At 71.5% G+C, this 22055-nt stretch carries 26 protein-coding genes; 12 read left to right on the top strand and 14 right to left on the bottom strand.

Annotated features, from left to right (window positions below):
- Positions 1–48: 48 nt before the first annotated feature.
- The 4 genes from ACEN8D_RS08105 to ppk2 form a co-directional block, all read right to left on the bottom strand.
- Positions 49–672 (bottom strand): DUF2238 domain-containing protein, encoded by a 624-nt coding sequence (locus ACEN8D_RS08105; RefSeq protein ID WP_413398644.1) that lies wholly within the window; start codon positions 670–672, stop codon positions 49–51.
- Positions 669–1505, bottom strand: a complete 837-nt coding sequence (locus tag ACEN8D_RS08100) for an endonuclease/exonuclease/phosphatase family protein (protein WP_413398643.1) — start codon at positions 1503–1505, stop codon at positions 669–671. Before ACEN8D_RS08100 ends, ACEN8D_RS08105 begins: the two co-directional genes overlap by 4 nt.
- Positions 1502–2317, bottom strand: coding sequence for a glycosyltransferase family 2 protein (locus ACEN8D_RS08095; RefSeq protein ID WP_413398642.1), 816 nt, complete (start codon positions 2315–2317; stop codon positions 1502–1504). Before ACEN8D_RS08095 ends, ACEN8D_RS08100 begins: the two co-directional genes overlap by 4 nt.
- A gap of 72 nt (positions 2318–2389) precedes the next feature.
- Complete coding sequence (gene ppk2, locus ACEN8D_RS08090) at positions 2390–3298, bottom strand: polyphosphate kinase 2 (protein ID WP_070416884.1); 909 nt, start codon at positions 3296–3298, stop codon at positions 2390–2392.
- Between the two features lie 141 nt (positions 3299–3439).
- Between ppk2 and ACEN8D_RS08085 the strand changes: the two genes are divergently transcribed.
- The 3 genes from ACEN8D_RS08085 (at position 3440) to ACEN8D_RS08075 (ending at position 7218) form a co-directional block, all read left to right on the top strand.
- On the top strand, positions 3440–3841 hold the full coding sequence (locus ACEN8D_RS08085) for a hypothetical protein (RefSeq protein WP_071295331.1): 402 nt from the start codon (positions 3440–3442) through the stop codon (positions 3839–3841).
- A 125-nt stretch (positions 3842–3966) separates the two neighbouring features.
- Complete coding sequence (locus ACEN8D_RS08080) at positions 3967–4854, top strand: serine hydrolase domain-containing protein (protein ID WP_413398715.1); 888 nt, start codon at positions 3967–3969, stop codon at positions 4852–4854.
- Positions 4855–5256: 402 nt separating this feature from the next.
- Positions 5257–7218, top strand: a complete 1962-nt coding sequence (locus ACEN8D_RS08075; protein ID WP_413398716.1) for a potassium transporter Kup — start codon at positions 5257–5259, stop codon at positions 7216–7218.
- Between the two features lie 15 nt (positions 7219–7233).
- Here the strand turns inward: ACEN8D_RS08075 and ACEN8D_RS08070 are convergent, their stop codons facing one another.
- Both ACEN8D_RS08070 and cmtR read right to left on the bottom strand, forming a co-directional pair.
- The gene (locus tag ACEN8D_RS08070) at positions 7234–7917 is read right to left on the bottom strand and encodes a cation diffusion facilitator family transporter (protein WP_413398717.1); all 684 of its coding nucleotides are present in this window, start codon (positions 7915–7917) and stop codon (positions 7234–7236) included.
- Entirely contained in the window at positions 7914–8267 is a 354-nt protein-coding gene (cmtR, locus tag ACEN8D_RS08065; RefSeq protein WP_071295328.1) for a Cd(II)/Pb(II)-sensing metalloregulatory transcriptional regulator CmtR, read from the bottom strand. Before cmtR ends, ACEN8D_RS08070 begins: the two co-directional genes overlap by 4 nt.
- 187 nt (positions 8268–8454) lie before the next feature.
- Between cmtR and ACEN8D_RS08060 the strand changes: the two genes are divergently transcribed.
- Positions 8455–9294 (top strand): glycoside hydrolase family 16 protein, encoded by an 840-nt coding sequence (locus ACEN8D_RS08060; protein WP_413398718.1) that lies wholly within the window; start codon positions 8455–8457, stop codon positions 9292–9294.
- A gap of 51 nt (positions 9295–9345) precedes the next feature.
- Here the strand turns inward: ACEN8D_RS08060 and ACEN8D_RS08055 are convergent, their stop codons facing one another.
- Both ACEN8D_RS08055 and ACEN8D_RS08050 read right to left on the bottom strand, forming a co-directional pair.
- The gene (locus ACEN8D_RS08055; protein WP_071295327.1) at positions 9346–10221 is read right to left on the bottom strand and encodes a DUF808 family protein; all 876 of its coding nucleotides are present in this window, start codon (positions 10219–10221) and stop codon (positions 9346–9348) included.
- A gap of 9 nt (positions 10222–10230) precedes the next feature.
- The gene (locus tag ACEN8D_RS08050) at positions 10231–11199 is read right to left on the bottom strand and encodes a helix-turn-helix transcriptional regulator (RefSeq protein WP_413398719.1); all 969 of its coding nucleotides are present in this window, start codon (positions 11197–11199) and stop codon (positions 10231–10233) included.
- A gap of 166 nt (positions 11200–11365) precedes the next feature.
- On the opposite strand from ACEN8D_RS08050, the gene ACEN8D_RS08045 reads away from it, so the two are divergent.
- Positions 11366–12319 carry a manganese catalase family protein gene (locus ACEN8D_RS08045; RefSeq protein WP_402717240.1) on the top strand — a complete coding sequence of 318 codons (954 nt, stop codon included), beginning with the start codon at positions 11366–11368 and terminating at the stop codon, positions 12317–12319.
- A 6-nt stretch (positions 12320–12325) separates the two neighbouring features.
- Here the strand turns inward: ACEN8D_RS08045 and ACEN8D_RS08040 are convergent, their stop codons facing one another.
- Positions 12326–12763, bottom strand: a complete 438-nt coding sequence (locus ACEN8D_RS08040) for a VOC family protein (protein WP_413398720.1) — start codon at positions 12761–12763, stop codon at positions 12326–12328.
- Between the two features lie 51 nt (positions 12764–12814).
- On the opposite strand from ACEN8D_RS08040, the gene ACEN8D_RS08035 reads away from it, so the two are divergent.
- The gene (locus tag ACEN8D_RS08035) at positions 12815–13084 is read left to right on the top strand and encodes a hypothetical protein (RefSeq protein ID WP_413398721.1); all 270 of its coding nucleotides are present in this window, start codon (positions 12815–12817) and stop codon (positions 13082–13084) included.
- A gap of 15 nt (positions 13085–13099) precedes the next feature.
- Here ACEN8D_RS08035 and ACEN8D_RS08030 read toward each other — a convergent pair whose 3' ends face one another.
- Genes ACEN8D_RS08030 through ACEN8D_RS08020 form a run of 3 tightly spaced genes read right to left on the bottom strand, consistent with a single transcriptional unit; the run spans position 13100 to position 14525 of the window.
- Entirely contained in the window at positions 13100–13495 is a 396-nt protein-coding gene (locus ACEN8D_RS08030; RefSeq protein WP_413398722.1) for an arsenate reductase ArsC, read from the bottom strand.
- Positions 13492–13908 carry a VOC family protein gene (locus ACEN8D_RS08025; protein WP_175495971.1) on the bottom strand — a complete coding sequence of 139 codons (417 nt, stop codon included), beginning with the start codon at positions 13906–13908 and terminating at the stop codon, positions 13492–13494. Before ACEN8D_RS08025 ends, ACEN8D_RS08030 begins: the two co-directional genes overlap by 4 nt.
- Before the next feature lie 17 nt (positions 13909–13925).
- Positions 13926–14525, bottom strand: a complete 600-nt coding sequence (locus tag ACEN8D_RS08020) for an acyl-CoA-like ligand-binding transcription factor (protein ID WP_229087305.1) — start codon at positions 14523–14525, stop codon at positions 13926–13928.
- A gap of 105 nt (positions 14526–14630) precedes the next feature.
- Between ACEN8D_RS08020 and ACEN8D_RS08015 the strand changes: the two genes are divergently transcribed.
- The gene (locus ACEN8D_RS08015) at positions 14631–15578 is read left to right on the top strand and encodes an aldo/keto reductase (protein ID WP_402736294.1); all 948 of its coding nucleotides are present in this window, start codon (positions 14631–14633) and stop codon (positions 15576–15578) included.
- A 77-nt stretch (positions 15579–15655) separates the two neighbouring features.
- Here ACEN8D_RS08015 and ACEN8D_RS08010 read toward each other — a convergent pair whose 3' ends face one another.
- Positions 15656–16234 carry a TetR family transcriptional regulator gene (locus tag ACEN8D_RS08010; RefSeq protein WP_413461795.1) on the bottom strand — a complete coding sequence of 193 codons (579 nt, stop codon included), beginning with the start codon at positions 16232–16234 and terminating at the stop codon, positions 15656–15658.
- 68 nt (positions 16235–16302) lie between these two features.
- Here ACEN8D_RS08010 and ACEN8D_RS08005 point away from each other — a divergent pair, with 68 nt between their 5' ends.
- Positions 16303–17070 carry an SDR family NAD(P)-dependent oxidoreductase gene (locus ACEN8D_RS08005; RefSeq protein WP_413399608.1) on the top strand — a complete coding sequence of 256 codons (768 nt, stop codon included), beginning with the start codon at positions 16303–16305 and terminating at the stop codon, positions 17068–17070.
- A gap of 29 nt (positions 17071–17099) precedes the next feature.
- Here ACEN8D_RS08005 and ACEN8D_RS08000 read toward each other — a convergent pair whose 3' ends face one another.
- Positions 17100–18248 (bottom strand): ATP-binding protein, encoded by a 1149-nt coding sequence (locus ACEN8D_RS08000; RefSeq protein WP_261645732.1) that lies wholly within the window; start codon positions 18246–18248, stop codon positions 17100–17102.
- Between the two features lie 78 nt (positions 18249–18326).
- Here ACEN8D_RS08000 and ACEN8D_RS07995 point away from each other — a divergent pair, with 78 nt between their 5' ends.
- From ACEN8D_RS07995 to ACEN8D_RS07980, 4 genes are all read left to right on the top strand, one after another.
- Positions 18327–18740, top strand: a complete 414-nt coding sequence (locus ACEN8D_RS07995) for a hypothetical protein (RefSeq protein WP_070416859.1) — start codon at positions 18327–18329, stop codon at positions 18738–18740.
- 175 nt (positions 18741–18915) lie between these two features.
- Positions 18916–19743, top strand: coding sequence for an ABC transporter ATP-binding protein (locus tag ACEN8D_RS07990; RefSeq protein ID WP_261645731.1), 828 nt, complete (start codon positions 18916–18918; stop codon positions 19741–19743).
- A 13-nt stretch (positions 19744–19756) separates the two neighbouring features.
- Positions 19757–20602 (top strand): ABC transporter permease, encoded by an 846-nt coding sequence (locus tag ACEN8D_RS07985; protein WP_413461794.1) that lies wholly within the window; start codon positions 19757–19759, stop codon positions 20600–20602.
- A gap of 258 nt (positions 20603–20860) precedes the next feature.
- Positions 20861–22003 carry an ABC transporter substrate-binding protein gene (locus ACEN8D_RS07980; protein ID WP_495601223.1) on the top strand — a complete coding sequence of 381 codons (1143 nt, stop codon included), beginning with the start codon at positions 20861–20863 and terminating at the stop codon, positions 22001–22003.
- Positions 22004–22055 lie beyond the last annotated feature (52 nt).

Genomic DNA, 22055 nt, shown 5'->3' with positions numbered 1-22055 from the left:
ACCCTCCGGCAGGGCACCCCTCCGCGCGCGCGAGCGGTCCGGATGGGCTCAGGACGACGGTCCGGCGACGACCCGGCGGTCCCGCACGGCCCAGGGCAGCAGGAGCCCGGCGAGCACCCCGCCCCCGAGGTCGGCGGCCAGGTCCCCGATGGTGTCCTCGTACCCGACGTAGATGGTCGGGTCGAGGAAGGTGTGCCCGAGGAACTCGAACACCTCCCAGACGGATCCGATCGCGAGCGACAGCACGCCGGCGACGACGACCGCCTGGACCCGACCGACGCGGTCGCCCGTGCGCAGCACCCCGGTGTCGCTCGCGATCACCCAGAGCACCGCGGTCAACGCGGCGAGCAGCACGAAGTGCACGACCTTGTCCCACAGGAACACCGAGGTGTACCAGCCGAGGACGCTGCTCCACCCGGCGACGAGTGCCAGTGCGCACACGGCGGTGTCGACGGCGGGTCGGAGTCCGAGCACGCGGGGGACGACGACCCCGAGCAGCGCGAGCAGGAGGACGGCGAACGCGATCCAGCCCCACCCGATCGTGGCGACCGGGAGACTCACCAGCGTCGCCGCGCGGACGGCATCGACGACGACCTCCGCGCCGCGGGGACGGCGGAGGAACGTCGCACCGAGCCGGTCGATCACGCGGTGGTCCGCGGTGGTCGTGGTCACGCTGCCTCCCACCGGAGCACGGCCTGCACGGCGGCGTGGTCGGACGGCCAGACCCCGCTCGGTCGGCGCGTCGACACGGCCGCCGCCGACACGGAGGCACGCACCCCGTCGGCACCGCGGGCCAGGATCCAGTCGATCCGGCGTCCGCCCCGCCGGGGAGTGCGGTACCCGAGGTGCGTGCCCCACTGCTCGGACGCGTGCGAGGCCGCCGCCGTCCAGGTGTCCGCGAACCCCGAGCCGGTGAGGACCCGGTGCGGAGCACTGTCGGCGGGGGCGTTCGCGTCGCCGAGCACGACGACCGGGAGCCCGGCCTCGTCCGCCCACCGGACGAGGAGCTCCGCCGACCGCCGGCGAGCCAGGGGCGATGCGACGTCGAGGTGCACGGACACGGCGAGGAAGCGCGTGCCGGCGACGCGGTCCTCGAGCTGGAGGCCGACGGCGATCCGGGGGAACAGGGTGCCCCACGACCGGCTCCCGATCCGCTCCGGCCGGCGGGACAGCGCCCGGACGTGCTCGCCGGTGATCCGCAGACGGTCGGTGTCGACCAGCATCCCGACGCGCTCCCCGTCGCCACGGCGCCCGCGACCCCGGAGCACCGCGGTCCACCGGGGCTGCAACCGATCCGTGAGCCAGCGCTCCTGGTCGGGCAGGACCTCCTGCAGGGCGGCGAGGTGCGGGGACTCGGACCCGAGCAGCTCGAGCACGGCACCGCGGCGGTGCGTCCAGGCGTCGGGGTGGTCGGTCCGACGGTGCGGGACGCGTCGGCGGACGTTGAGGGTCAGGACGTGCAGGTCCGGGGCGGACTGCGGCCCGACGAGCGGGGAGTCGCTCACGACGCCGGCACCTCCTCGAGTGGCTCCACGACGTCCGGCCCGAGGGCGCGCTCGACCACGGGACCGGGCACGGCACGGGGCGTCGCCCAGCAGCGCCGCACGGCCCGGACGACCGGCAGGATCCGGAACCCGCCGAGCGCCAGTGTCCGGAGCGCCTTCCGCGTGCGCACGACGAGGCCCGGCAGGTCGCGGACGGGCTCGCCCGACACGGACATCACGAGCGAACGGTCGAGCACCACCGGCCACGCGGGATCGAGCTGCACGGACAGGTCGACGTCGTCGTGGACGTCGGCGTCGTACCGGTGCACGCGGGACCGGACGGCCTCCCAGGCGCGGCGTCGGATGACCAGGTTCGAACCGAACAACGGCGGCCGCCACAGCGCCGCCGTCATCAGGGCGAAGTAGGCGCGCATGTACGCGACGTGCCAGAACGCCCGCTCCAGACGACCGAGCCCGCGGAACTCGCCCGGCCCGGTCACCGCCACGACGCGGTCGTCGTCGAAGTGCCGGAGCGCCCGCTCGAGCCAGTCCGGACCCGGGCAGGAGTCCGAGTCCAGCCGGGCGATCAGGGTGCCCGTCGCCGCGTCGTAGCCCCGGGACGCCGCCGCGGCGATCGCCCGGACGGGTTCGTGCAGCACGCGGGCACCGGCCTGGGAGGCGACGGCCGCGCTGTCGTCCGAACTGCCGTTGTCGACGACGACCACCTCGTCGGGCAGCCGCGTCTGGCGAGCCAACGCCGCGAGGCACCGGCGGAGCTGGTCCGCGTCGTCGAGGACCGGCACGACGACGGTGACGGTGTCGGGGCGGCGCATGCGACCACCCAACCAGGCCGTGCTCCGACCGCGCCCAGCGCTGCGGGCAGGCACCGCGCCTCCTGGCCGCCCCTACTCCACGTCGACGTCCCGCTTCCCGCGCCGGACGATGAGCGGATCGGGCCGGCCGATCACGTCCACCGCCTTGTCCGGGTAGTCGAACTGCGTCAGGAAGTACCGCATCGCGTTGAGGCGGGCGCGCTTCTTGTCGTTCGACCGGACGATCGTCCACGGTGCGTACCGCTTGCTCGTCCGCGCGAACATGGCGGTCTTCGCCTCGGTGTACTCGTCCCACCGGTCGAGCGAGAGCAGGTCGATGTCGGACAGCTTCCACCGCCGCACGGGGTCGAGCTGCCGGATCGCGAACCGGGTGCGCTGCTCGCGGCGGGTGACGGAGAACCAGAACTTCGTGAGGTGGATGCCGGAGTCGACGAGCATCCGCTCGAACTGTGGTACCTGCGTCATGAAGGACTCGTACTCGTCGTCGGAGCAGAACCCCATCACCCGCTCGACACCGGCGCGGTTGTACCAGGAGCGGTCGAACAGGACCATCTCGCCCGCAGACGGCAGGTACTGCACGTAGCGCTGGAAGTACCACTCGCCGCGCTCGCGTTCGCTCGGCTTGCTCAGCGCGACGACGCGGGAGGTCCGGGGGTTGAGGTGCTCCGTGAACCGCTTGATGGTGCCGCCCTTGCCCGCGGCGTCGCGACCCTCGAAGAGGACGACGGCCTTCTGCCCGGTGTCCTCGAGCCAGTACTGGCACTTCAGCAGCTCGATCTGCAGGTGGTACTTCTGGTACTCGTACTCCTCGCGGCCGAGGCGTTCGTCGTAGGGGTAGTCGTCGCGCCAGGTCAGGACCGGGTTGCCGTACGGGTCGATGAGGTCCGGGTCGGCGGTGTGCCCGTCGGCGACGCTGTAGCCCTCGGTCCGGAGCTGCTCGATGTACTCCCGGATGGGCTGCGAGTACTGGGCCTTGTCCACGGGTCCTCCTCGTCGGTGTGCTGCACCCCCATCCTGGCGTGCGTTTCCCGGCTGCGTCCGCAGGGACACCGGACAAACTTCCGTCAGGGCTGTACGTTCACGGTGAGGTCGCTGGACGCGATCGCGGCAGAAGGAGCAAGCATGTCAGGAACAACCCGGTCGGGACGTCCGACCACCGTCACCGTCTCGTTCGTGATCTGGCTGGTGGTCGTCCTCGCGAACATCATCCAGGGCATCATCGGTCTCGTCTCCGGCGGCGGCGCCTCGGCTGCGCAGGGCGTCGGCACGGCTCCGCTCATCGGCGGTGCGATCTTCGCCTTCATCCTCGCGATCATCGAGCTGATCATCGTCTTCAAGATGCGCGACGGCCGCAACTGGGCGCGCATCGTCCTGCTCGTGCTCGCGATCCTGCAGGTCATCGGCGTCGGCGTGGGTGCCGCCTCCGGTGGCAACGCCTTCGGCTGGATCGGTGGCATCGCGGTCATCGTCGCGACCATCCTCATGTTCGTCGGTGGCGCGAACGGCTACTTCCGCCGTCGCTGACGACCGGAGTGCGGGTCGCGACGCGACCCGATGACGGACGGGAGGCGCGGTGCCGGCTGGCACCGCGCCTCCCGTCCGTCTGCGGTCCCGTCCGTCTGCTGTCTCGTCCGCGAGAGGATTGCCGGGTGCGCACCGCGACCGACCTCCTCGACGCCCTCGTCCGTCACGTCGACGCCACCGGCTTCGCCGCCCACGGCCTCCACGTCCTCGTCGGGGACGACGCCGCCGAGCACCACTGGACGCCCGACGTCCGCCGCGAGGTCCACTCCGTCGCCAAGGGGATCGCGGTCCTCGCCACCGGGATCGCCGCCGACGACGGACTCGTCGACGTGGACGTCCCGGTGTCGGCCCTCCTGCCCGCCGTCCGCTTCGGGGCGGGCACGGACACGGTCACGCTCCGGCACCTGCTCACCATGACGAGCGGTGTCGACATGCCGTGGTCCGAGACGGAGCTCACCGACTGGCCGGACCTCGCGGCCGAGTTCCTCGGGCGCCCCTCGCGCGGCCGGGTGTTCCAGTACGCGAACGCGAGCACGTACACGGCGATGCGGGTCCTCGAGACCCGGGTCGGCGACGTCGGCGCGTTCGTCGCCCGGCGGTTGTTCGACCCGCTCGGCATCGAGGACGTGCCGTGGGCACGCTGCCCGAACGGGTACGTCGCCGGCGGCGAGGGCCTGGCGCTGCGCACCGGCGAACTCGCACGGATCGGCCGACTGGTGCGCGACCGCGGGGAGTCCGCGGGGCGACGCATCGTCAGCGCACGCTGGTGCGACGCGATGCACACCGACTGGATCGAGCGCGACGGCACGGGCCCCGGCTACGAGCGGTACGCGATGGCGGGGTGGGACGGCCCCGGCCGACTCTGGCGGCTGCACGGCGCGTACGGGCAGATGCTGCTCTTCGACGGCGACACGGTCGTCACCGTGGCGGCCGACGACCACTTCGGAGCGGACGCCTTCGCGGCGGTCGTCGCGACGGAGCTGGAGTCGGAGGAGCGAGCCGACCGGGCCTGAACGCCGCGGGTTGAGGGCCGGGGGTCGCGGGCCGAGGGCCGAGGGCCGGGCGTCAGTGGCGCCGTCGGCTCGAGATCAGTCCGCCGAAGACCAGCACCACCGCCACGCAGAAGACGATCAGTCCCGCGGGGTCGAAGCCGTCGAAGTTCATGGTTCCTCCTGGAGTCCTGCCCCGACGGTACGACCGCGTTCCTCGACGTGCGCGGTGTCCGGGGCACCCGGGCATTCCGGCCCGCACAGGTTCCCCCGCCGCAGGCGGGTTCGTCCGGGGAACGCACCCGATCCCTCAGGAGTGGGCATGTGCGCCCGCTGCGAGCGCTCCGGCCGAACGGGTGCGATGATGATCCGCGGCCGTCGCCCGGACGGCGAAGACGCCGTCGGACGGACGGCGAAGAGACGGAAGTGACGAGCGTGACCGAGACCCGCTCTCAGACCCCGACGGCCGAGACCTCCGACGACGCCGGCACCCACGGCCCCGCGAAGGGCATCGCCGCCCTCGCCCTGGCCGCCCTCGGCGTCGTCTTCGGCGACATCGGCACGAGCCCGCTGTACGCGCTGCGCACCGTGTTCACGATCGACGGCGGCATCGTGCAGGCCAACCAGGAGGACGTCTACGGCGTGATCTCGATGATGTTCTGGAGCATCACGATCATCGTCTCGATCAAGTACGTCCTCGTGCTCATGCGCGCCGACAACAACGGCGAGGGCGGGGTGATGGCGCTCGCCGCACTGGCCCGACGCCTCTACGCGAAGCGCCGCGGGGGAGCGACGATCTTCCTGGTCATCGGGATCGTCGGTGTCTCGCTGTTCTACGGCGACTCGGTCATCACCCCGGCGGTGTCCGTGCTCTCGGCCGTCGAGGGGCTGCAGACCGCCGCCCCGAGCGTCGGCCACCTCATCGTGCCGATCGCGGCGGTCATCCTCGTGGTGCTGTTCGCGGTGCAGCGGGTCGGCACGGGCAAGGTCGGCAACCTGTTCGGCCCCGTGATGCTGCTCTGGTTCGTCGTCATCGCCGCCGCCGGGGTGCCGCACATCCTGGCGCACCCGGGCGTCCTGCAGGGGCTCTCGCCCACGTGGGCCATCGCGTTCCTCATCGCGCACCCGTACATCACGTTCGTTGCGATGGGCGCGGTCGTGCTGGTCATCACCGGCGCCGAGGCGCTCTACGCCGACATGGGCCACTTCGGGCGGACGCCGATCCTCCGCGCCTGGTTCTTCGTCGTCTTCCCGGCCCTCGTGCTGAACTACCTCGGCCAGGCGTCGCTGGTGCTCAACCAGCCCGGGGCGGCGAAGGACCCCTTCTTCCTGCTCTTCCCGAGTGCGTTGCAGATCCCGGTCGTGATCCTCGCGACGATGGCCACCGTCATCGCGAGCCAGGCGGTCATCTCCGGGGCGTTCTCGCTGAGCCGCCAGGCCGTGCAGCTCGGCCTGCTCCCGCCGCTCACCATCCGGCAGACCTCCCGGCAGGAGGGCGGCCAGATCTACTTGCCGGCCGTCAACCTCCTGCTGTTCATCGGCGTGATGGCCGTCATGCTCGCGTTCCGTTCCTCGGCGAGCCTCGCCACCGCGTACGGGGTCTCCGTCACCGGTGCCCTCGTCGTCGACACGCTCCTGCTGCTGCTCGTGGTGAAGCCGCTGTGGCACTGGAAGACGTGGAAGCTCGTCGTCGCCGCGGTGGCGTTCGGCGGGCTCGAGTTGACGTTCCTCGCCGGCAACCTGTCGAAGATTCTGCACGGCGGATGGGTCCCGCTGATCATCGCGCTCGCGGTGATCACGCTCATGACGACGTGGCGTCGTGGCCGGCAGCTCGTGCAGGAGGAACGCAAGGAGCGCGAGGGGTCCCTCGCCGACTTCATCGAGAAGATCAACACGAAGGGCATCCCGCGCGTGCAGGGTGTCGCGATCTTCCCGCACCCCAACAAGGAGACGACGCCGCTGGCGCTCCGGGCGAACGTCGAGCACAACCACGTGGTGCACCGGACGGTCGTGATCGTGTCCGTCATCACCGCGAACGTGCCCCACGTGCCGCACGCCAAGGCCTTCTTCCGTGACGACCTCGGTTACGAGGACGACGGCATCGACCACATCACGATCAAGTTCGGCTTCTCGGACGACCAGGACCTGCCGAAGGCCCTGCACGCGGCCTGCCTGGCCGACGTGCTCGACGTCGACCCCGAGGAGATGGCGAACGCGTCGTACTTCATCTCGCGCGGCGCACTCCGTCCGGTGGCGGGGAACCGGGGCATGGTCGGCTGGCGCAAGAAGCTCTTCGTCGGGCTGGCGCACAACGCCGCCGACCCGGCCGCCCGCTTCGGGTTGCCGGCGCACCGCACCGTGACGATGGGCAGCGACGTCGAGATCTGACGGCCGTCGCCCGCGTCAGCAGCAGTCGCAGGCCTCGACCTCGCGCTCGCCGGTGAGCGCGGCGACGGGCTGCTTGCACGCGTCGCCCCGCCAGGCCTCGAGCCCTTCCCGGACCGCGAACACCACGACGACGAGCCCGGCCACCGGGTCCGCCCAGGTCCAGCCGAACAGGGTGTTCAGCAGCAGGCCGACCAGGACGGCGGCGGAGAGGTAGCTGCACACCAGGGTCTGCTTCGAGTCCGCGACGGCCGACGCCGAACCGAGCTCGCGGCCCGTGCGCCGTTCGAGCAGGCTGAGGAACGGCATCACGGCCAGGCTGACCGCGGCGAGCACGATGCCCACCGTGCTGTGCTCCGGCTCGCGCAGTCCGGTCAGCGTCAGCACCGCGTCGACCGAGACGTACAGCGCGAGCCCGAAGAACGAGACGGCGATCACGCGGAGCGCCGTCCGTTCGCGCCGCTCGGGGTCGGGCGCCGCGAACTGCCACGCGACCGCGGCCGCGGAGAGCACCTCGACGATCGAGTCCAGGCCGAAGCCGATCAGGGCGGTGGACGACGCGACCGAACCGGCGCTGATCGCGACGACGGCCTCGACGACGTTGTACGTGATGGTGGCGGCGACGATCCATCGGATCCGGCGGCGCAGCACCGCGCTCCGGACGGCCGTCGCACCGGGCCCGAGGGGCAGCGCGGCGCTCATGCGCCCGGCCCGCAGCAGAGCGGCACGGCACAGGCGTCGTCGGTGCACGGCGCGCCGTCGTCGACCGCCAGCACGACGTCGACGAGCGACTCGAGTGCACGGGCGAGGTGCGCGTCCGCGATCTCGTAGCGGGTCCGACGGCCTTCCGGGACGGCCACGACGATCCCGCACCCGCGGAGGCACGCCAGGTGGTTCGACACGTTCGCCCGGGTGGTCCCGAGGTCGTCGGCGAGCACGGCGGGGTAGCGGGGGGACTCGAGCAGGCGGAGGAGGATCCGCGCGCGGGTTGGATCGGCGAGGGCGCGGCCGAGGCGGTTCATCACCTCGAGGCGCGGAGCGACGAGCAGCATGCACCCACAGTACAGCGAGGGCTGTACCGATCGGGGGTAGACGGGTACGTCGGGTACAGCGAACCTGAACGCGGGGGGATCCAGGCCGGGAATCGACTAACCGACGAGCAGCGACGCCCGATACTCCATCGCACAAGCACCACGGCCATCGCAACACACGCACACCCCCACGCAGGAGGCAGTCAGCATGCGGTCCCCGTCCGTCCTCGTCGCCGCGCTCTCGATCGCACTCGTCGCCGCGACCAGCCTCGCTGCCGGCGCGCCCGCCGGAGCAGCGGCCCTCCCCGCCTCGTCGAAGGCGACCTCGACCGTGCCGGACGGCCGGACGATGCCGAAGACGAACGTCACGACGAACGGCCGGACCTGGAAGCAGACGTTCCGCGCCGGGTTCGACAGTGCCGCGCCGGTCGGCAAGTTCGCGGCGACGTACCCGCGGATCGGTCTCTACGACGGCTTCACGGACACGACCGGCAAGGGGAAGTACGCGCCCTCGAAGGTCCTGAGCGTGAAGGGCGGCGTGCTCGACTTCGCGCTGCACACCGAGAAGGGCCAGCCCCTCGTCGCGGCGATCATGCCCGACGGGTACGCCCCGCACAAGACGGGTCGGGTGTCGATCCGGTACAAGACGACGAAGACCCAGGGCTACAAGTTCTCGACGATCCTCTGGCCGTCGAGCGACGACTGGAACGAGGGCGAGATCGACTGGCCCGAGGCCGACCTCGGTGCCCGCCCCCGCCCGGCCTCGGCGGTCCCGGGCAGCTGGACGCCGCTCGGCATGCGGTTCGAACCGGGCAAGGAGACCTTCGCGCCCTCGGACAGCACCGGCTGGCACGTCGCGACGACCGAGTGGGACAAGGGCATCGTCCGGTTCTACTGGGACGGCAAGCTCGTCTCGTCGACCACAAAGGCGGTGCCGACGACGGCCTTCCGCGTGACCATGCAGGCAGAGACCACCACGAACGGCGGGGCGATCCCGGCGAGCGCGGTCGGGCACGTCAGCGTCGACTGGATCGCGATCTGGAACTGACCGGGCGCCGGCCCCGCTGACCGACGCGGGAGCCGGGGCGGCCGGGCCCGCTCAGTGGGTGCGGCCGCGCAACCGTCCGATGCCCAGCACGACGGCGACGACCACCAGGCCGAGCAGGAGCCCGACCACCGCCGACACCGCGGTGTCCACGATCCACGTGACGACCGGCCCGGTCGCCTCGATGCCGTGCTCGATCGCGTGCAGCAGGTCGTACGGGCCGTGCCAGAACGTCTCCGCCAGGTTCGCGATCACGAGGTGTCCGCCGACCCAGAGCATGGCGACCGTGCCGACGATGCCGATCACACGGAACACGGTCGGCATGGCGCGGACGATCCGCGCGCCCGTCCGCCTCGTGCGACGGACGCTGTTCTTCATCATCTGCAGCCCGATGTCGTCGATCTTCACGAGCAGGGCCACGGCGCCGTAGACCGCCCCGGTCATGACGAGCCCGATGACGATGAGAGCGCCGAGCGTCGGCCAGAGCCCGAGGTCGGGGTCGAGTCCGGCGAGGGCGATGAGCATGATCTCGGTGCTGAGGATGAGGTCCGTGCGGATCGCCCCGAACACGAGCTTCGGCTCGGCGACGGTCTCCTCGGACTCGCTGACGTGGTGCGCGCCGAACCACTCGGTGACCTTCTCGGCCCCCTCGAAGCACAGGTAGGTGCCGCCGAGCAGCAGCAGCCAGGGGAGCACCCACGGCGCGAACGCCGTGAGCAGCAGCGCGAGCGGGATGATGATGACGAACTTGTTGAAGAGGCTGCCGAGCGCGATCCGCCCCACGACCGGCAGCTCGCGCGCGGGCGAGAGCCCCTGCACGTACTGCGGGGTCACCGCGGCGTCGTCGATCACGACGCCAGCGGTCTTGGCGCTGGCCTTGAGGGCCGCGGAGAGCACGTCGTCGACGATGGCGAGCAGACCGACTGACATGCGCTCAGACTAGGGCCTCGGCGCGTCCCGTCGGCGCAGGGTCTGCGAGGGGGACTCCCCGTACACCTCGGCGTAGTACCCGGAGAACCGCCCGAGGTGGTTGAACCCCCACGACAGCGCGACCTCGGCGACCGTCACGCGCTTGGGGTCGCCCGCGAGCAGTTCGGCGCGGACCCCGTGCAGCCGGGCCTCGCGCAGGAACTGCATCGGCCGGACGCCGACGTTCCGCTGGAAGGCGGCCTGCAGCCCCCGCGCGCTCACCCCGGCCGCAGCGCTCACCTGGGCGACCGTGAGCGGCCGGCGGGCGTTCGCGACCATCCACTCCTTGGCGAACCGGATCGTCGACGACCCGACCGCCACCGTGGGCGCAGACGACGGCGTCGCGTCGAACGCCGCCGCCACGGCGTCCGCGATCGACTGGTTCCAGCGTGCGCGGACCGTCTCCGGCGCCGTCGGGTCCAGGAGGCGCGGTGCGGCCTCGCCGATCCGGCTGCGGAGCAGCCGCAGCGCGTCCACCCCCAGCGTGCGGCGGAACGCGAGCTGCCGCGGCTCGTCGTCGCCGCGGCGCGCAGCGGCGATCGACTCGAGGAACGCGCCAGCGAACCGGACCGAGTGCTGTCCGGAGGGGAGCCCCTCGAACGTGAAGTCGCGACCGACCGGGTACATCACCGGGATGCCGGGCAGCAGCTGCACCGGGTCGCGGGTCCCGGTGTCGATCGTCATGCCGGGGCCGGTCGCCCACGCCAGGACGTAGTCGTGACCGGGGACGATCGTGCCCCACCGTCGTGCCGCCACGTCCGAGGTGCCCACCACCACGTCCTGGTCGCCGACGGCCCGGAAGCGGAAGGCGAACCCGTCGCGGGCAGCATCGCCGATGTGGATGTCCCGGCTGTCGTACACCCGCTCGTACAGCGCCACGGCGTCGTCGAGGGAGGACCCCCGGCGATCGACGTGGATCGGCGCGACATCGTGGACCATGTCCGACCAGTGTCGCGCATGTCGTCGCCGATCGGTCACATCGCGACGCAGTTCGCGCACCCGACCACGGACGCGACTGCGTTCGGCGGCTGTTCCGTACGGGCTGCCAGACGCCGCCGAGGACGGTGAGGACAGCGGCGGATCCGTCGCTCGGACGGAGGACCACATGTACTTCCACGCACAGACCTGGATCAACGAGATCGCCGACGGCGAACCGGACCCCGCGGCCGCCAACGCCCTGCAGGAGGGACTCGGTGGGCAGTTCGGCGAGATGCGCACGATGATGCAGTACCTGTTCCAGGCGATGAACTTCCGGGGTCCGGCCGCGAAGCCGTTCCGCGACCTCATCCAGGGCGTCGGGACCGAGGAGATCAGCCACGTCGAGCTCATCGGCACGACGATCTCGCGGCTGCTCGACGGTGCTCCCGAGTACTCCGGCAAGCTCACCGACCCGCTCGACACCCCCGGGGCGAAGGGGGCGACCCCTCTGAACATCGCGCTCGACACGGGCAACATCCACCACTACCTCGTCGGTGCCCAAGGAGCCCTGCCGGTCGACGCCGCCGGGAACCCGTGGAGCGGCAGCTACGTGTACAACTCCGGCAACCTGCCGCTCGACCTGCTGTACAACCTCATGCTCGAGTCGACCGGCCGCCTGCAGAAGTGCCGGATCTACGAGATGACCGACAACCCCACCGCTCGCAGCACCATCGCGTACCTGATCGTGCGCGACCAGGCGCACGAGAACGCCTACGCGAAGGCGCTCGAGGCCCTCGGTGTGGACTGGGGGAAGCTCCTGCCGATCCCGAAGACCAACGCCGAGGCGTTCCCCGAGGTCAAGGCGCTCGTCGACCTGGGGCTGCAGAGCAAGCAGTACAGCTTCGACCTCGACGGTGCGTCCGAGGCCGCGAAGATCTTCCGCGGCGCCTCCCCGTCGAACGACGGCACCGATCTCGACGCGTCCGAGCAGGCACCCGCCGGGGTGCCGTCGTTCATCGCGCCGGAGCGGCTCGAGGAGTTCGCGCCGGGGCTCGACGCCGATCTGCTCGCACTCATCCAGCAGACGGCGGAGCTCGAGCTCGACCAGGCCGAGACGCCGGTGTACGGCCCCGTGGCCTGACCGGTCTCAGTCGAGGCAGAACTCGTTGCCCTCGACGTCCTGCATGACGATGCACGACTCGTTGACCGCGTCGGCGAGCATGCGGCGGAACTGCGTGGCGCCGAGGGCGACGAGCCGGTCGCTCTCGGCGTCGAGGGCGGCGAGCCGTTCGGCGCCGACGAGCCCGCTGCCGACCCGGACGTCGAGGTGCACGCGGTTCTTCACGACCTTGCCCTCCGGCACGCGCTGGAAGAACAACCGTGGGCCGACTCCGGTCGGGTCCACGCAGGCGAACGCCGAACCGCGGTGCTCCGGCGGCAGCGCTCGGTCGAAGGCGTCCCACGAGTCGAACCCCTCCGGTGGCGGCGGCACCACGTAGCCGAGGACCTCGCACCAGAAGCGCGCCACCCGCTCGGGGTCCGCGCAGTCGAACGTCACCTGCACCTGCCGCACCGTCGCCGTCATGGCGCCACCCTAGGCTGAACGCCGTCGTCGTGACGTCCGTATGCTCGCCGCATGGCTGACTTCACCGCTGAGCAGGCCGCCGTCGTGCGGATCGAACGTGCCGAGGAAGGGCGCTGGGACCTCACGGTGATCAGCGACTCGGGCGTCCGGATGGGACACGGCGAGTACCTCTTCGACGAGGCGGACGACGACGCGGCGGGGGAACGGGCAGCGGCCCTCGACTTCGTCCGCGGCTACGGCTTCCGCTTCGAACCGGACGCCGTGGTCGCCGACGGACCCGATGCGTACTGGGCACCGCTGCTGGCGCTCGACGAGCGGTAGCGTCGGGGTCCCTGCTCAGAGGGTAGCGATCAGCTGCTCGACCCGCGCGCGGACGGCGTCCCGGACGGGGCGGACGCGGTCGATCGGCTGCCCGGCCGGGTCGTCGAGCTCCCAGTCCTCGTAGCGCTTCCCGGGGAACACCGGGCACGCGTCGCCGCAGCCCATCGTGATGACGACGTCGGACTCCCGCACGGTGTCGGTGTCGAGCACGGCGGGGACGGAAGTCGCGATGTCGATGCCCTCCTCCGCCATTGCCTCGACCGCGACGGCGTTGACGCGGTCGGCCGGTTCGCTGCCGGCCGAGAACACCCGGACGCGGTCGCCCGCGAGGTGCTGCAGGTAGCCGGCGGCCATCTGGGACCGGCCGGCGTTGTGCACGCACACGAAGAGCACGGTGGGACGGCCGGTCACGCGAGTGCCGCCGCCTCGAAGCCGATCAGCCACGTGACGCCGAAGACGTCCCGCACGGTGCCGTCCCAGTCGCCCCACGGGCGTTCCTGCAGCGGGTCCACGACGGTGCCGTCCGAGGCGAGGTCGTCGAACCAGCCGCGGAGCACGTCGGGTTCGGCGGCGCCGAGCAGCGAGAAGAGCAGCCCGGTCGCCGAGAACGAGGTCTCGCCGGTCGGGGCGTCGGCGGCGAACAGCGTGATGCCGCCCCCGGTGAGCTGCCCGTGCGCGACCGCGTCGGCAGGGCCGTCGGTGCGCGAGAAGTCCGCGAAGGTGGCGATGCTGAGCTCGCCGCCGAAGACGTCCTGCCAGCGCCCGAGTGCCTGGAGCGCGGTGCCGTCGAACTGGAAGTAGGGCGAGGGCCCATTCACGTTCATGCCCCGGACCCTACCGCTCAGACCGCCGCGGCGAGTGTGTCGAACGTCCGGCGCAGCAGGGCCGGAGCGTCCTCGTCGGTGACGGACCAGGTGGCGATCGCGACGTCGAAGCACCCGAGCGCGGCCTGCACGAGGACAGCCGCACCGAGCTCGGCGCCGTCGGGGTCCCCGGCGCGCAGCCGCTCGGTCAGGATCGGCGTCAGGACGTCCGCCCAGGCGAGGTGCTTCTCGAGGTTGCGGGCGCGGAGCGAGGGCGTCGACATCATGACGCGGACCGACCGCCGACCGGACTCGGGGTCCTCGTCGGCGCGGACCATCATGCCGACGAACGCCTCGCGCAGCGCGGTCCAGGCCGGTTCGTCGTCCGGACGCTCCCGGAGCGCCTCCGCGAGCGCACCCCGGTGTCGCAGTGGATCGCCGATGACGGCGTCCTCCTTCGCCGGGAAGTACCGGTGGAAGCTCCGCGCCGAGATGCCGACCTCGGCCGCGATCTGCTCGACGGTGACGGCGTCGAACCCGTCGCGGTCGAACCGGGCGACGGCGACCGCCGCGATCCGCGCGCGCACGGCTTCGCGCGTGATGTCCCGCAGTCCGGTCCGCGCGCTCGTCTCACCCACGACGGCATCGTACCGAGGGAGGCGGAACATGACCAAGTTGTCAGAGACTGACAGAAAGGGCGTACAGTGTCATCCGCATCGCCAGACACGACGGAAGGACGGCACATGCAGCAGCGCACTCTCGGGACCCAGGGCCTCACGGTCGGATCCATCGGCTACGGCGCGATGGGGACGGTCTTCGCGTACGGGCCCGCCGACGACACCGAGTCCATCGCGGCGATCCGTCGCGCGCACGACCTCGGCGTCACCCACTTCGACACCGCCGAGATGTACGGGTGGGGTGCCGGGGAACGACTCCTCGGTGCGGCCTTGGCGCCCGTCCGCGACGAGGTCACCATCGCCACCAAGTTCGGCTTCACCGCGGACGACTGGGCGCCCGACTCCCGCCCCGAGCACATCCGCGAGGTCGTCGACCAGAGCCTGCGGAACCTCGGCACCGACTCGATCGACCTCCTCTACCAGCACGTCCACGATCCGGCGGTGCCGATCGAGGACGTCGTCGGCGTGATGGCGGAGTACGTGCAGGCCGGCAAGGTCAAGTACCTCGGGCTCTCGAACACCGACGGCGACCAGCTCCGCCGGGCCCACGCCGTGCACCCGATCTCGGCGTTCCAGACCGAGTACTCCGTGTTCGCCCGGGAGTCCGAGGAACTCTTCCCGCTCGTCGACGAGCTCGGCATCGGGCTCGTGGCCTACTCGCCGCTCGCGCGCGGCTTCCTGGGCGGGGCTGTCCAGCCGCGGTCTGCCTACCCCGAGGACGACATCCGGCACATGCTCGAGTGGTGGGCGCCGGAGCACTTCGACCAGAACGTCGCGGTCGTCCGGGCACTGACCGCGATCGCCGACGAGCACGGCGTCTCGCTCTCGCAGCTGTCCCTCGCGTGGATCCTGGCGCAGCGGGACGACGTCGTCCCGATCCCGGGGTCGAAGAACCCCGACCGGGTCGCGCAGAACGTCGCGGCGGCCGGTGTCGTCCTCACGGCCGACGACCTGGCGCGCATCGACGCACTCTCGCGCGACGTGCGTGGCAAGCGCATCGAGAGCCGGGTCTGACGGGCGTCGGTGGGCAGTGGGCGCGACCGGTGACGGACGGGAGGCGCGGTGCGGGCCCGCACCGTCCCTCCCGTCCGTCAGCCGAACAGCGCGAGGGCCTCGTCGACGACGTCCTCCGGGCGGCCCTCGCCGTGCGTCGCCCACCACGTGAGCGCCGTGCTCGCCGCCGCCGCGAGGGCGTGTGCGCGGACCCGCGTCGCGAGGTCGTCGACCGAGCCGCCGTCCCGCTCGGCCATGAATCGCTCGATCACCCCGGTCAGGGCCGTGGACGCGGCCTCCCCACCGCGCTCGAGGGAGGGGTTCGCGCGGATGACCCGCAGGCGGTGGCGGGTGATCTCGATCGTGTCGTCCGGGAACGTGGCACCGACCCGGTACGCGGCGCGGAGCGCGACCCACGCGGACTCGGACGCCGGTCGGAGGCGGAGCTCGTCGGTGAAGCGCACCGCGAACTCGTCGAGGCCGCCCCACACGAGCGAGGCCTTGCTCGGGAAGAGCCGGAACAACGAGCGGCGGCTGACCCCGGCGGCCGTCGCGACGTCGTCCATCGAGACGGCGTCGAAGCCCTGCTCGTCGAAGAGCCGCAGGGCCACGAGCGACACCGCGGCGGGGTCGATCGTCCGCGGGCGTCCGGTCGGCCGGTCGCTCGTCGAGCTCATGGATTCCTTTCGGCACTGAGTGCTACAACTGTGGTGGCGCAGCGAGCGCCTCTCAGTGAGGAGACGACATGACCGACACCACCGCCGGACGGTTCACCGGCAGGACCATCATCGTCACCGGAGCGGGTTCCGGCATCGGACGCGCCACGGCGACGCGCATCGCGAACGAGGGCGGGCGCGTGATCGCCACCGACGTCGTCGCCGAACGACTCGGTGCGTTGCACACCGAACTCGTGGACGCCGCCGGCCTCGACGTCGAGACCGTCGTCGGCGACGTCGCCGCGCCGGAGACGATCGACGCGCTCCTCGCCGCCGCGGGCGAGCGGGTCGACGGGCTCGCGAACGTCGCCGGCATCATGGACGCGTTCCTCCCGCCGAGCGAGGTCGACGACGCCACCTGGGACCGCGTCTTCAGCGTGAACGTCACCGGGCCGATGCGGCTCACCCGAGCGGTCCTGCCGCTGATGATCGCCGCCGGACGCGGTGCGGTCGTGAACGTGGCGTCCGAGGCGGCGCTCCGGGCGTCGGCCGCGGGTGCTGCGTACACGGCGTCGAAGCACGCGATCGCCGGGTTCACGAAGAGCGTCGCGTTCTTCCACGGGCCGCAGGGCATCCGCGCCAACGCCGTCGCGCCCGGTGCGGTGGCGACGAACATCGAGGCGCCGATGCGCAGCGAGTACGCGGCCGGACGGGTGGGGCCGATCATGCAGACGACGATCCCGCCGGTGGCGCAGCCGGAGCAGCTCGCGGCGGCGATCACGTGGTTGCTCAGCGACGACTCGGCGAACGTGAACGGCGCGGTGCTGCCGAGCGACGGCGGGTGGTCGGTGGTCTGAGCGGGGGAGTCGACCGCGAGGGGTGGTGCCTACGTCTCGCTGTCGCGGACGAACGCTGCGAACCCCGGGATCGTGAACTCGAGGGTGCCGCGGTCGGCGGGCTGGATGAGTCCCTTGTCGATCAGTCGTGCACGGGGCGTGGAGAGCTGGTTGCTGCCCGTGTTGAGCGATGCCGCGATCGCAGCGCGCGACACCGGCCCGTCCCCGTGTTCAGCGATGGCTGCGAGCATGCGTCGTTCCGACGGAGAGCACGCAGACCATCGTGCTCGGAACAAGGCATCGAGATCCGCCTGCATCGCGTCGCGTCCGTGCTCGACCGCGCTGAGCTCGATGGCGCTTCCCGGATCGGGCCGTCCTGCAGCCGTCCAGGCCGCATCCGCGATGAGTTGCACGAAGTAGGGGTATCCCTGCGCGATCGCGAGCGCACGGTCGACCGCGGGCTGCGTCCAGTGGACCCCGAGTGCGCGAGCGGGTCCGATGAGCGCGATCTCCTCGGCCTCGCGGTGGAGCGGCCCGAGCGGGCGGTACGCAAGCCGTTCGCTGAACGTGACGATCCCGGCGATGGTCTCGGGTGCGTTCGGGAGCCCTGCAGCGAACACGGCTGCCGGGACGTCCGCGCCTTCGGCTTGGAGATGCTGCCAGGCGTACACCAGTGTCCGGAGCCCCGAGGGATCTGCGGACTGGATCTCGTCGATCAGGATCACCAGTGGTCGCTCCGCGACGGCCGCCCGGATCACTGCCTCGAGAGCGCGCGCTCCGGACTGGTCCGGACGGTCACCGTCGGTCGGTGGTCGGAACGTGCTGGTCGCGGTCGCGATGCCGGGGACCCCGACCGAGAGCTGCAGTGTCTCGATCCGTTCCCGCAGCCCGGTCCTGACGTGCTCGGCCAAGCCGTCCGTGATGGTGTGGACACTCGCTGCGATCTGCGCGATGAGTCCTTGCTCCTCGCCCGCGGTCACCCACACCGTCGCCGCGCCGCGGGCCGACGCGCGCCGCTGGTACTCGCGGAGCAGCGACGTCTTCCCGAATCCTCGGGCGGCGTGGTCGACGCGGATCCGTCCGACGAGCCGCCCGAGGTCGATGAGGGTCGAGAGGCGTTCGTCGACCTCGGCGAGCTGCCGGGCGCGACCGGGCACGATCCGTGCGACTTCTCCGGGCGTGTACGGACTCGGCTGCATCAATCCTCGATCGTTTGTTATGAAACTGCTCTTTCATAACAGTGTATCGGCGCGGGTGACGCCGCCTACACTGCCGACATGACCGAGGTCCCCGACGCCCGCTCCGACTGGGGCCGGTTCGCCCCCGACTCCGTCGAGCGGCGGATGCTCGACGACACCGGGACCGCACTCGGGCTCGTCCTCCGTCCCCGCACCGTCGTGCTCGACCGTGCCCGGGTCGAGGTCGAGGGCATCGACGCCGATGACCGCGTGGTCGTGCAGCTCGTGGCGAACCAGGGCGCCTACAAGCCGGCCTGGCGCAACAAGGTGATGGCCGACCTGTTCAAGCTGCTGTGGCTGCGGCAGTCCGTCCCCGGGGCCGAGCGGGCCGTCCTCGTCGTCGCCGAACCGGCAGCGCGGGCGCTCGCCGGGTGGGTCTCGGTGGCCGCCGAGGACCTCGGGATCGAGGTGCTCGTCTGGGACGGGCGGACGGCGGCGCCCTCGCAGCGCTGACCCCGCGCAGTCGTTCACACGTTCGCAACACATGTGGCCCGACTCCGTAACACGAGCGTCCTAACCTCATCACCAGCAGCGGATTTCCGCGTCGCAGACGAACCCGAGCTCGCGACGCACGCTCTCCGCCATACGAGACCGAGCCTGCGGGCTCGCCGACGGTATGGAGGAACGGATGACCACAGCAGCGGTCCGGGTGGACGCGGTGCGCAAGGTGTACGGCAGCGGTCCGAGCGCCATGGTGGCCCTCGACGACGTCGAGCTGACGATCGAGCCCGGGAAGTTCGTGTCGCTCATCGGCCCGAGCGGCTGCGGGAAGTCGACGCTGCTGCGGCTCGTCGCCGGCCTCGAACCCGCCGACCGCGGCGACGTGCAGGTCCACGGCGTCACCCCGGCGCAGGCGTGCGCGGCGAAGCTCATCGGCCTCGTGCCCCAGACGCCGGCGCTGCTGCCCTGGCTCACCGTGCTGCAGAACGTCTCCCTCGCCGGACGGGTCAACCCCGGTGCCGGGCGTCGACGCGCCGCGATCGAGGACCTCGCGGAACGCGGTGCGGACAGCGGCCCGGACATGCGACAGCTGCTCCGGATGGCCGGGCTCGGCGAGGCGGAGGACAAGCTGCCCGCCCAGCTCTCCGGTGGCATGCAGCAGCGTGCGGCGATCGTCCGGGCGTTCGGCCTGCGGCCGGACGTGCTGCTCATGGACGAGCCGTTCTCGGCCCTCGACGAGTTCACCCGCGAGGCCCTGCAGGACCAGCTGCTCGACCTCTGGGACGAGCTGCGGACGACGGTGCTCTTCGTCACGCACTCGGTGTCCGAGGCGGTCCGGATGTCGGACACCGTGGTCGTGATGGCGCCGCGTCCCGGGCGCATCGTCGACGTCATCGACATCGACCTGCCGCGACCGCGGAACCAACGTCTGTTCGAGGAACGGCGCTTCCACGAGTACGAGGACCTCGTCCGCACGCGGTTGCACAGCGCGTGGCGTGCGACGGACGCGGCCTGAGGGAGACGACACGATGACGACCACCAGCACGACCTCCACCGCCTCCGCCACGACCACCACCGCCGAGTCCGAGGCCGCAGCGACCCGTCGACCACTCCCCGGTTGGATCCGCCCGACGGTCTGGGCGCCCCTCGTCGTGATGCTCGGCGTCCTCGCCGTGCTCTGGCAGATCGGCGCGACGACGATGCCGTACCTGCTGCCGCCGCTGCCCGCGGTGGGGGAGACCCTCGCCACGCAGCTGCCCTACTACCTGCAGAACGCCGGGATCACCCTCGTCGAGTCGCTCGTCGGCCTCGGCATCGGGTTCGTGGCCGCGTTCGTCCTCGCCGTGCTGACGAGCGAGCTGCCGATCGTCCGCCGCGCGGTGATGCCGATCGCGATCGTCCTCAACGTGACGCCGCTCGTCGCGATCGCCCCGGCCCTGGTGGTGGCGTTCGGGTTCGGCCCGCTGCCGAAGCTCGTGATCACGGCGCTCATCTGCTTCTTCCCGATCCTCATCAACACCGCGGCCGGGCTCCGGTCCGTCCCGCAGCCCGTGCTGCAGGTGTACCGGACGATCGACGCGTCCCGCCTCGAGATGCTCGTGCACCTGCGCATCCCGAACGCCCTGCCGTTCGTCTTCGCGGCGCTCCGCATCGTGTTCCCGCTGTCGATCATCGGCGCGGTCGTGGCGGAACTCTCCGCGTCGGGGTCGACGGGCGGGCTCGGCACGGTGATCAGCACGGCGTCGTCGATGAACCAGCTCGCCGTGGTGTACGCCGCGATCGCGATCCTCGCGGTGATGGGCGTGGTCCTGCTCGGACTCATCTCGCTCGTCGAGCGGCGGGTCCTCCGCTGGCACCGCACCGCGAACGACTGACGGCGACCGCCGCCCGACGCCCCGCCACCCGACCACCGCCCCGCCACCGCACCGCCCGGCCACCGCACCGCCCGGCCACCGCACCGCCCGGCCACCGCACCGCCGCCCCGCGGCCCAGCAGCACCACCCGTCGGCGCGAGCCTGCCCACGCGACGCCACCCGCGCCTCCAGGCCGACACCCGACGACCACCCCGACCCACACCCCGCCCCCGCCCCGCCCCCGCCCTGCACCACCCATCCCTTCCCACAGGAGTGACCATGCAGCACCGCACCCACCCGCACCGCACCCGCCCGCACCGCACCACGGCCGCGCTCGCGGCCCTCGCCGCCACCGCCGCCGTGGCCCTCGCCCTCACCGGCTGCAGCACCGGCTCGAGCGCGGGCACCGGCTCGTCCGAGGGCAGCGCCATCTCGGCCGAACGTTGCAAGGAGAACAAGGCCGCTGGCCCCATCACCTACCTGTCCGGCTACCAGTACCAGTCCTCGGCGTCGATCCTCGAGTACATCGCGGCCGACGAACTGGGCTACTTCAAGGACCTCTGCCTCGACGTCACCCTCAAGCCCGGGTCGGGCGACACCGCGCAGAACACCAAGCTCCTCGCGAGCGGCCAGGCGACCGTGTCGGCCGTCGCGGAGCAGGACCTCATCCAAGCCCGGGCAAACGGCATCGACATCACCGGCATCTCGTCCTACTCGAACGCCGGGCTCGACATCCTGATGACGAACAAGGACATCACGAAGCTCCCGCAGCTCGACGGGAAGGTCGTCGGCCACAAGGGCTACGTCCCCGCCTCCGTCCGGGCGATGATGGAGAAGGCCGGGGTGGACTGGGACTCGCTCACCCTGGTGAAGGAGGGCTACGACCCCTCGGTCCTGCCGCGCAAGCAGAACGGTCTCGAGGCCCTCACCGGCTTCGTGTCGAACGAGCCGAACCTGCTCAAGGCCGCGGGCGACGACGTCACCGTGTGGCAGCCCGTCGACTACGGGATCCCCTCGTCGATCGGCGCGATGGCCGTGAACCCCGCGTTCGCGAAGGCCCACCCGACCGCCGTCGAGGACGTCCTGCGCGCCGCCCTGCACGCGTACGACTTCTGCGCGTCGAGCGCCGCGAAGACCAAGCAGTGCGTCGGGTACGCCGCGAAGCTCTCCGGCGCGACCTACGACGAGGCGCAGAACGCGAAGATCTGGACGACCGAGACGAAGGTCATCGCGGACAACCCGACGCCGGGCCAGCCGCTCGGGGGGATCGACCCCGAGAACGTGTCGAAGCTCGTCGACATGCTGCACCAGTTCGACATCGTGAAGAGCTCGGTGACCGCGGACGACGCGAAGAGCTGGTTCACGAACGAGTACATCGACGCGATCACGAAGGACGGCGAGACCGTCTGGCCCGCGCCGTGACCACGGTGGGTCGCGCGGACGCGCGACCCACCCCGCACGACGTGACACGCAC

The sequence above is a fragment of the Curtobacterium sp. Curtsp22 genome (assembly GCF_059492135.1).
This window is presented reverse-complemented; position numbering and strand designations above follow the sequence as displayed.

Bases quoted from the DNA above. Each gene is read 5' to 3' on its own strand.
- ACEN8D_RS08095 (WP_413398642.1), bottom strand. From the start codon at position 2,317: ATGCGCCGCCCCGACACCGTCACCGTCGTCGTGCCGGTCCTCGACGAC.
- ACEN8D_RS08085 (WP_071295331.1), top strand. From the start codon at position 3,440: ATGTCAGGAACAACCCGGTCGGGACGTCCGACCACCGTCACCGTCTCG.
- ACEN8D_RS08070 (WP_413398717.1), bottom strand. From the start codon at position 7,917: ATGAGCGCCGCGCTGCCCCTCGGGCCCGGTGCGACGGCCGTCCGGAGC.
- cmtR (WP_071295328.1), bottom strand. From the start codon at position 8,267: ATGCTGCTCGTCGCTCCGCGCCTCGAGGTGATGAACCGCCTCGGCCGC.
- ACEN8D_RS08060 (WP_413398718.1), top strand. From the start codon at position 8,455: ATGCGGTCCCCGTCCGTCCTCGTCGCCGCGCTCTCGATCGCACTCGTC.
- ACEN8D_RS08055 (WP_071295327.1), bottom strand. From the start codon at position 10,221: ATGTCAGTCGGTCTGCTCGCCATCGTCGACGACGTGCTCTCCGCGGCC.
- ACEN8D_RS08050 (WP_413398719.1), bottom strand. From the start codon at position 11,199: ATGGTCCACGATGTCGCGCCGATCCACGTCGATCGCCGGGGGTCCTCC.
- ACEN8D_RS08045 (WP_402717240.1), top strand. From the start codon at position 11,366: ATGTACTTCCACGCACAGACCTGGATCAACGAGATCGCCGACGGCGAA.
- ACEN8D_RS08040 (WP_413398720.1), bottom strand. From the start codon at position 12,763: ATGACGGCGACGGTGCGGCAGGTGCAGGTGACGTTCGACTGCGCGGAC.
- ACEN8D_RS08035 (WP_413398721.1), top strand. From the start codon at position 12,815: ATGGCTGACTTCACCGCTGAGCAGGCCGCCGTCGTGCGGATCGAACGT.
- ACEN8D_RS08025 (WP_175495971.1), bottom strand. From the start codon at position 13,908: ATGAACGTGAATGGGCCCTCGCCCTACTTCCAGTTCGACGGCACCGCG.
- ACEN8D_RS08015 (WP_402736294.1), top strand. From the start codon at position 14,631: ATGCAGCAGCGCACTCTCGGGACCCAGGGCCTCACGGTCGGATCCATC.
- ACEN8D_RS08010 (WP_413461795.1), bottom strand. From the start codon at position 16,234: ATGAGCTCGACGAGCGACCGGCCGACCGGACGCCCGCGGACGATCGAC.
- ACEN8D_RS08005 (WP_413399608.1), top strand. From the start codon at position 16,303: ATGACCGACACCACCGCCGGACGGTTCACCGGCAGGACCATCATCGTC.
- ACEN8D_RS08000 (WP_261645732.1), bottom strand. From the start codon at position 18,248: ATGCAGCCGAGTCCGTACACGCCCGGAGAAGTCGCACGGATCGTGCCC.
- ACEN8D_RS07995 (WP_070416859.1), top strand. From the start codon at position 18,327: ATGACCGAGGTCCCCGACGCCCGCTCCGACTGGGGCCGGTTCGCCCCC.
- ACEN8D_RS07990 (WP_261645731.1), top strand. From the start codon at position 18,916: ATGACCACAGCAGCGGTCCGGGTGGACGCGGTGCGCAAGGTGTACGGC.
- ACEN8D_RS07985 (WP_413461794.1), top strand. From the start codon at position 19,757: ATGACGACCACCAGCACGACCTCCACCGCCTCCGCCACGACCACCACC.
- ACEN8D_RS07980 (WP_495601223.1), top strand. From the start codon at position 20,861: ATGCAGCACCGCACCCACCCGCACCGCACCCGCCCGCACCGCACCACG.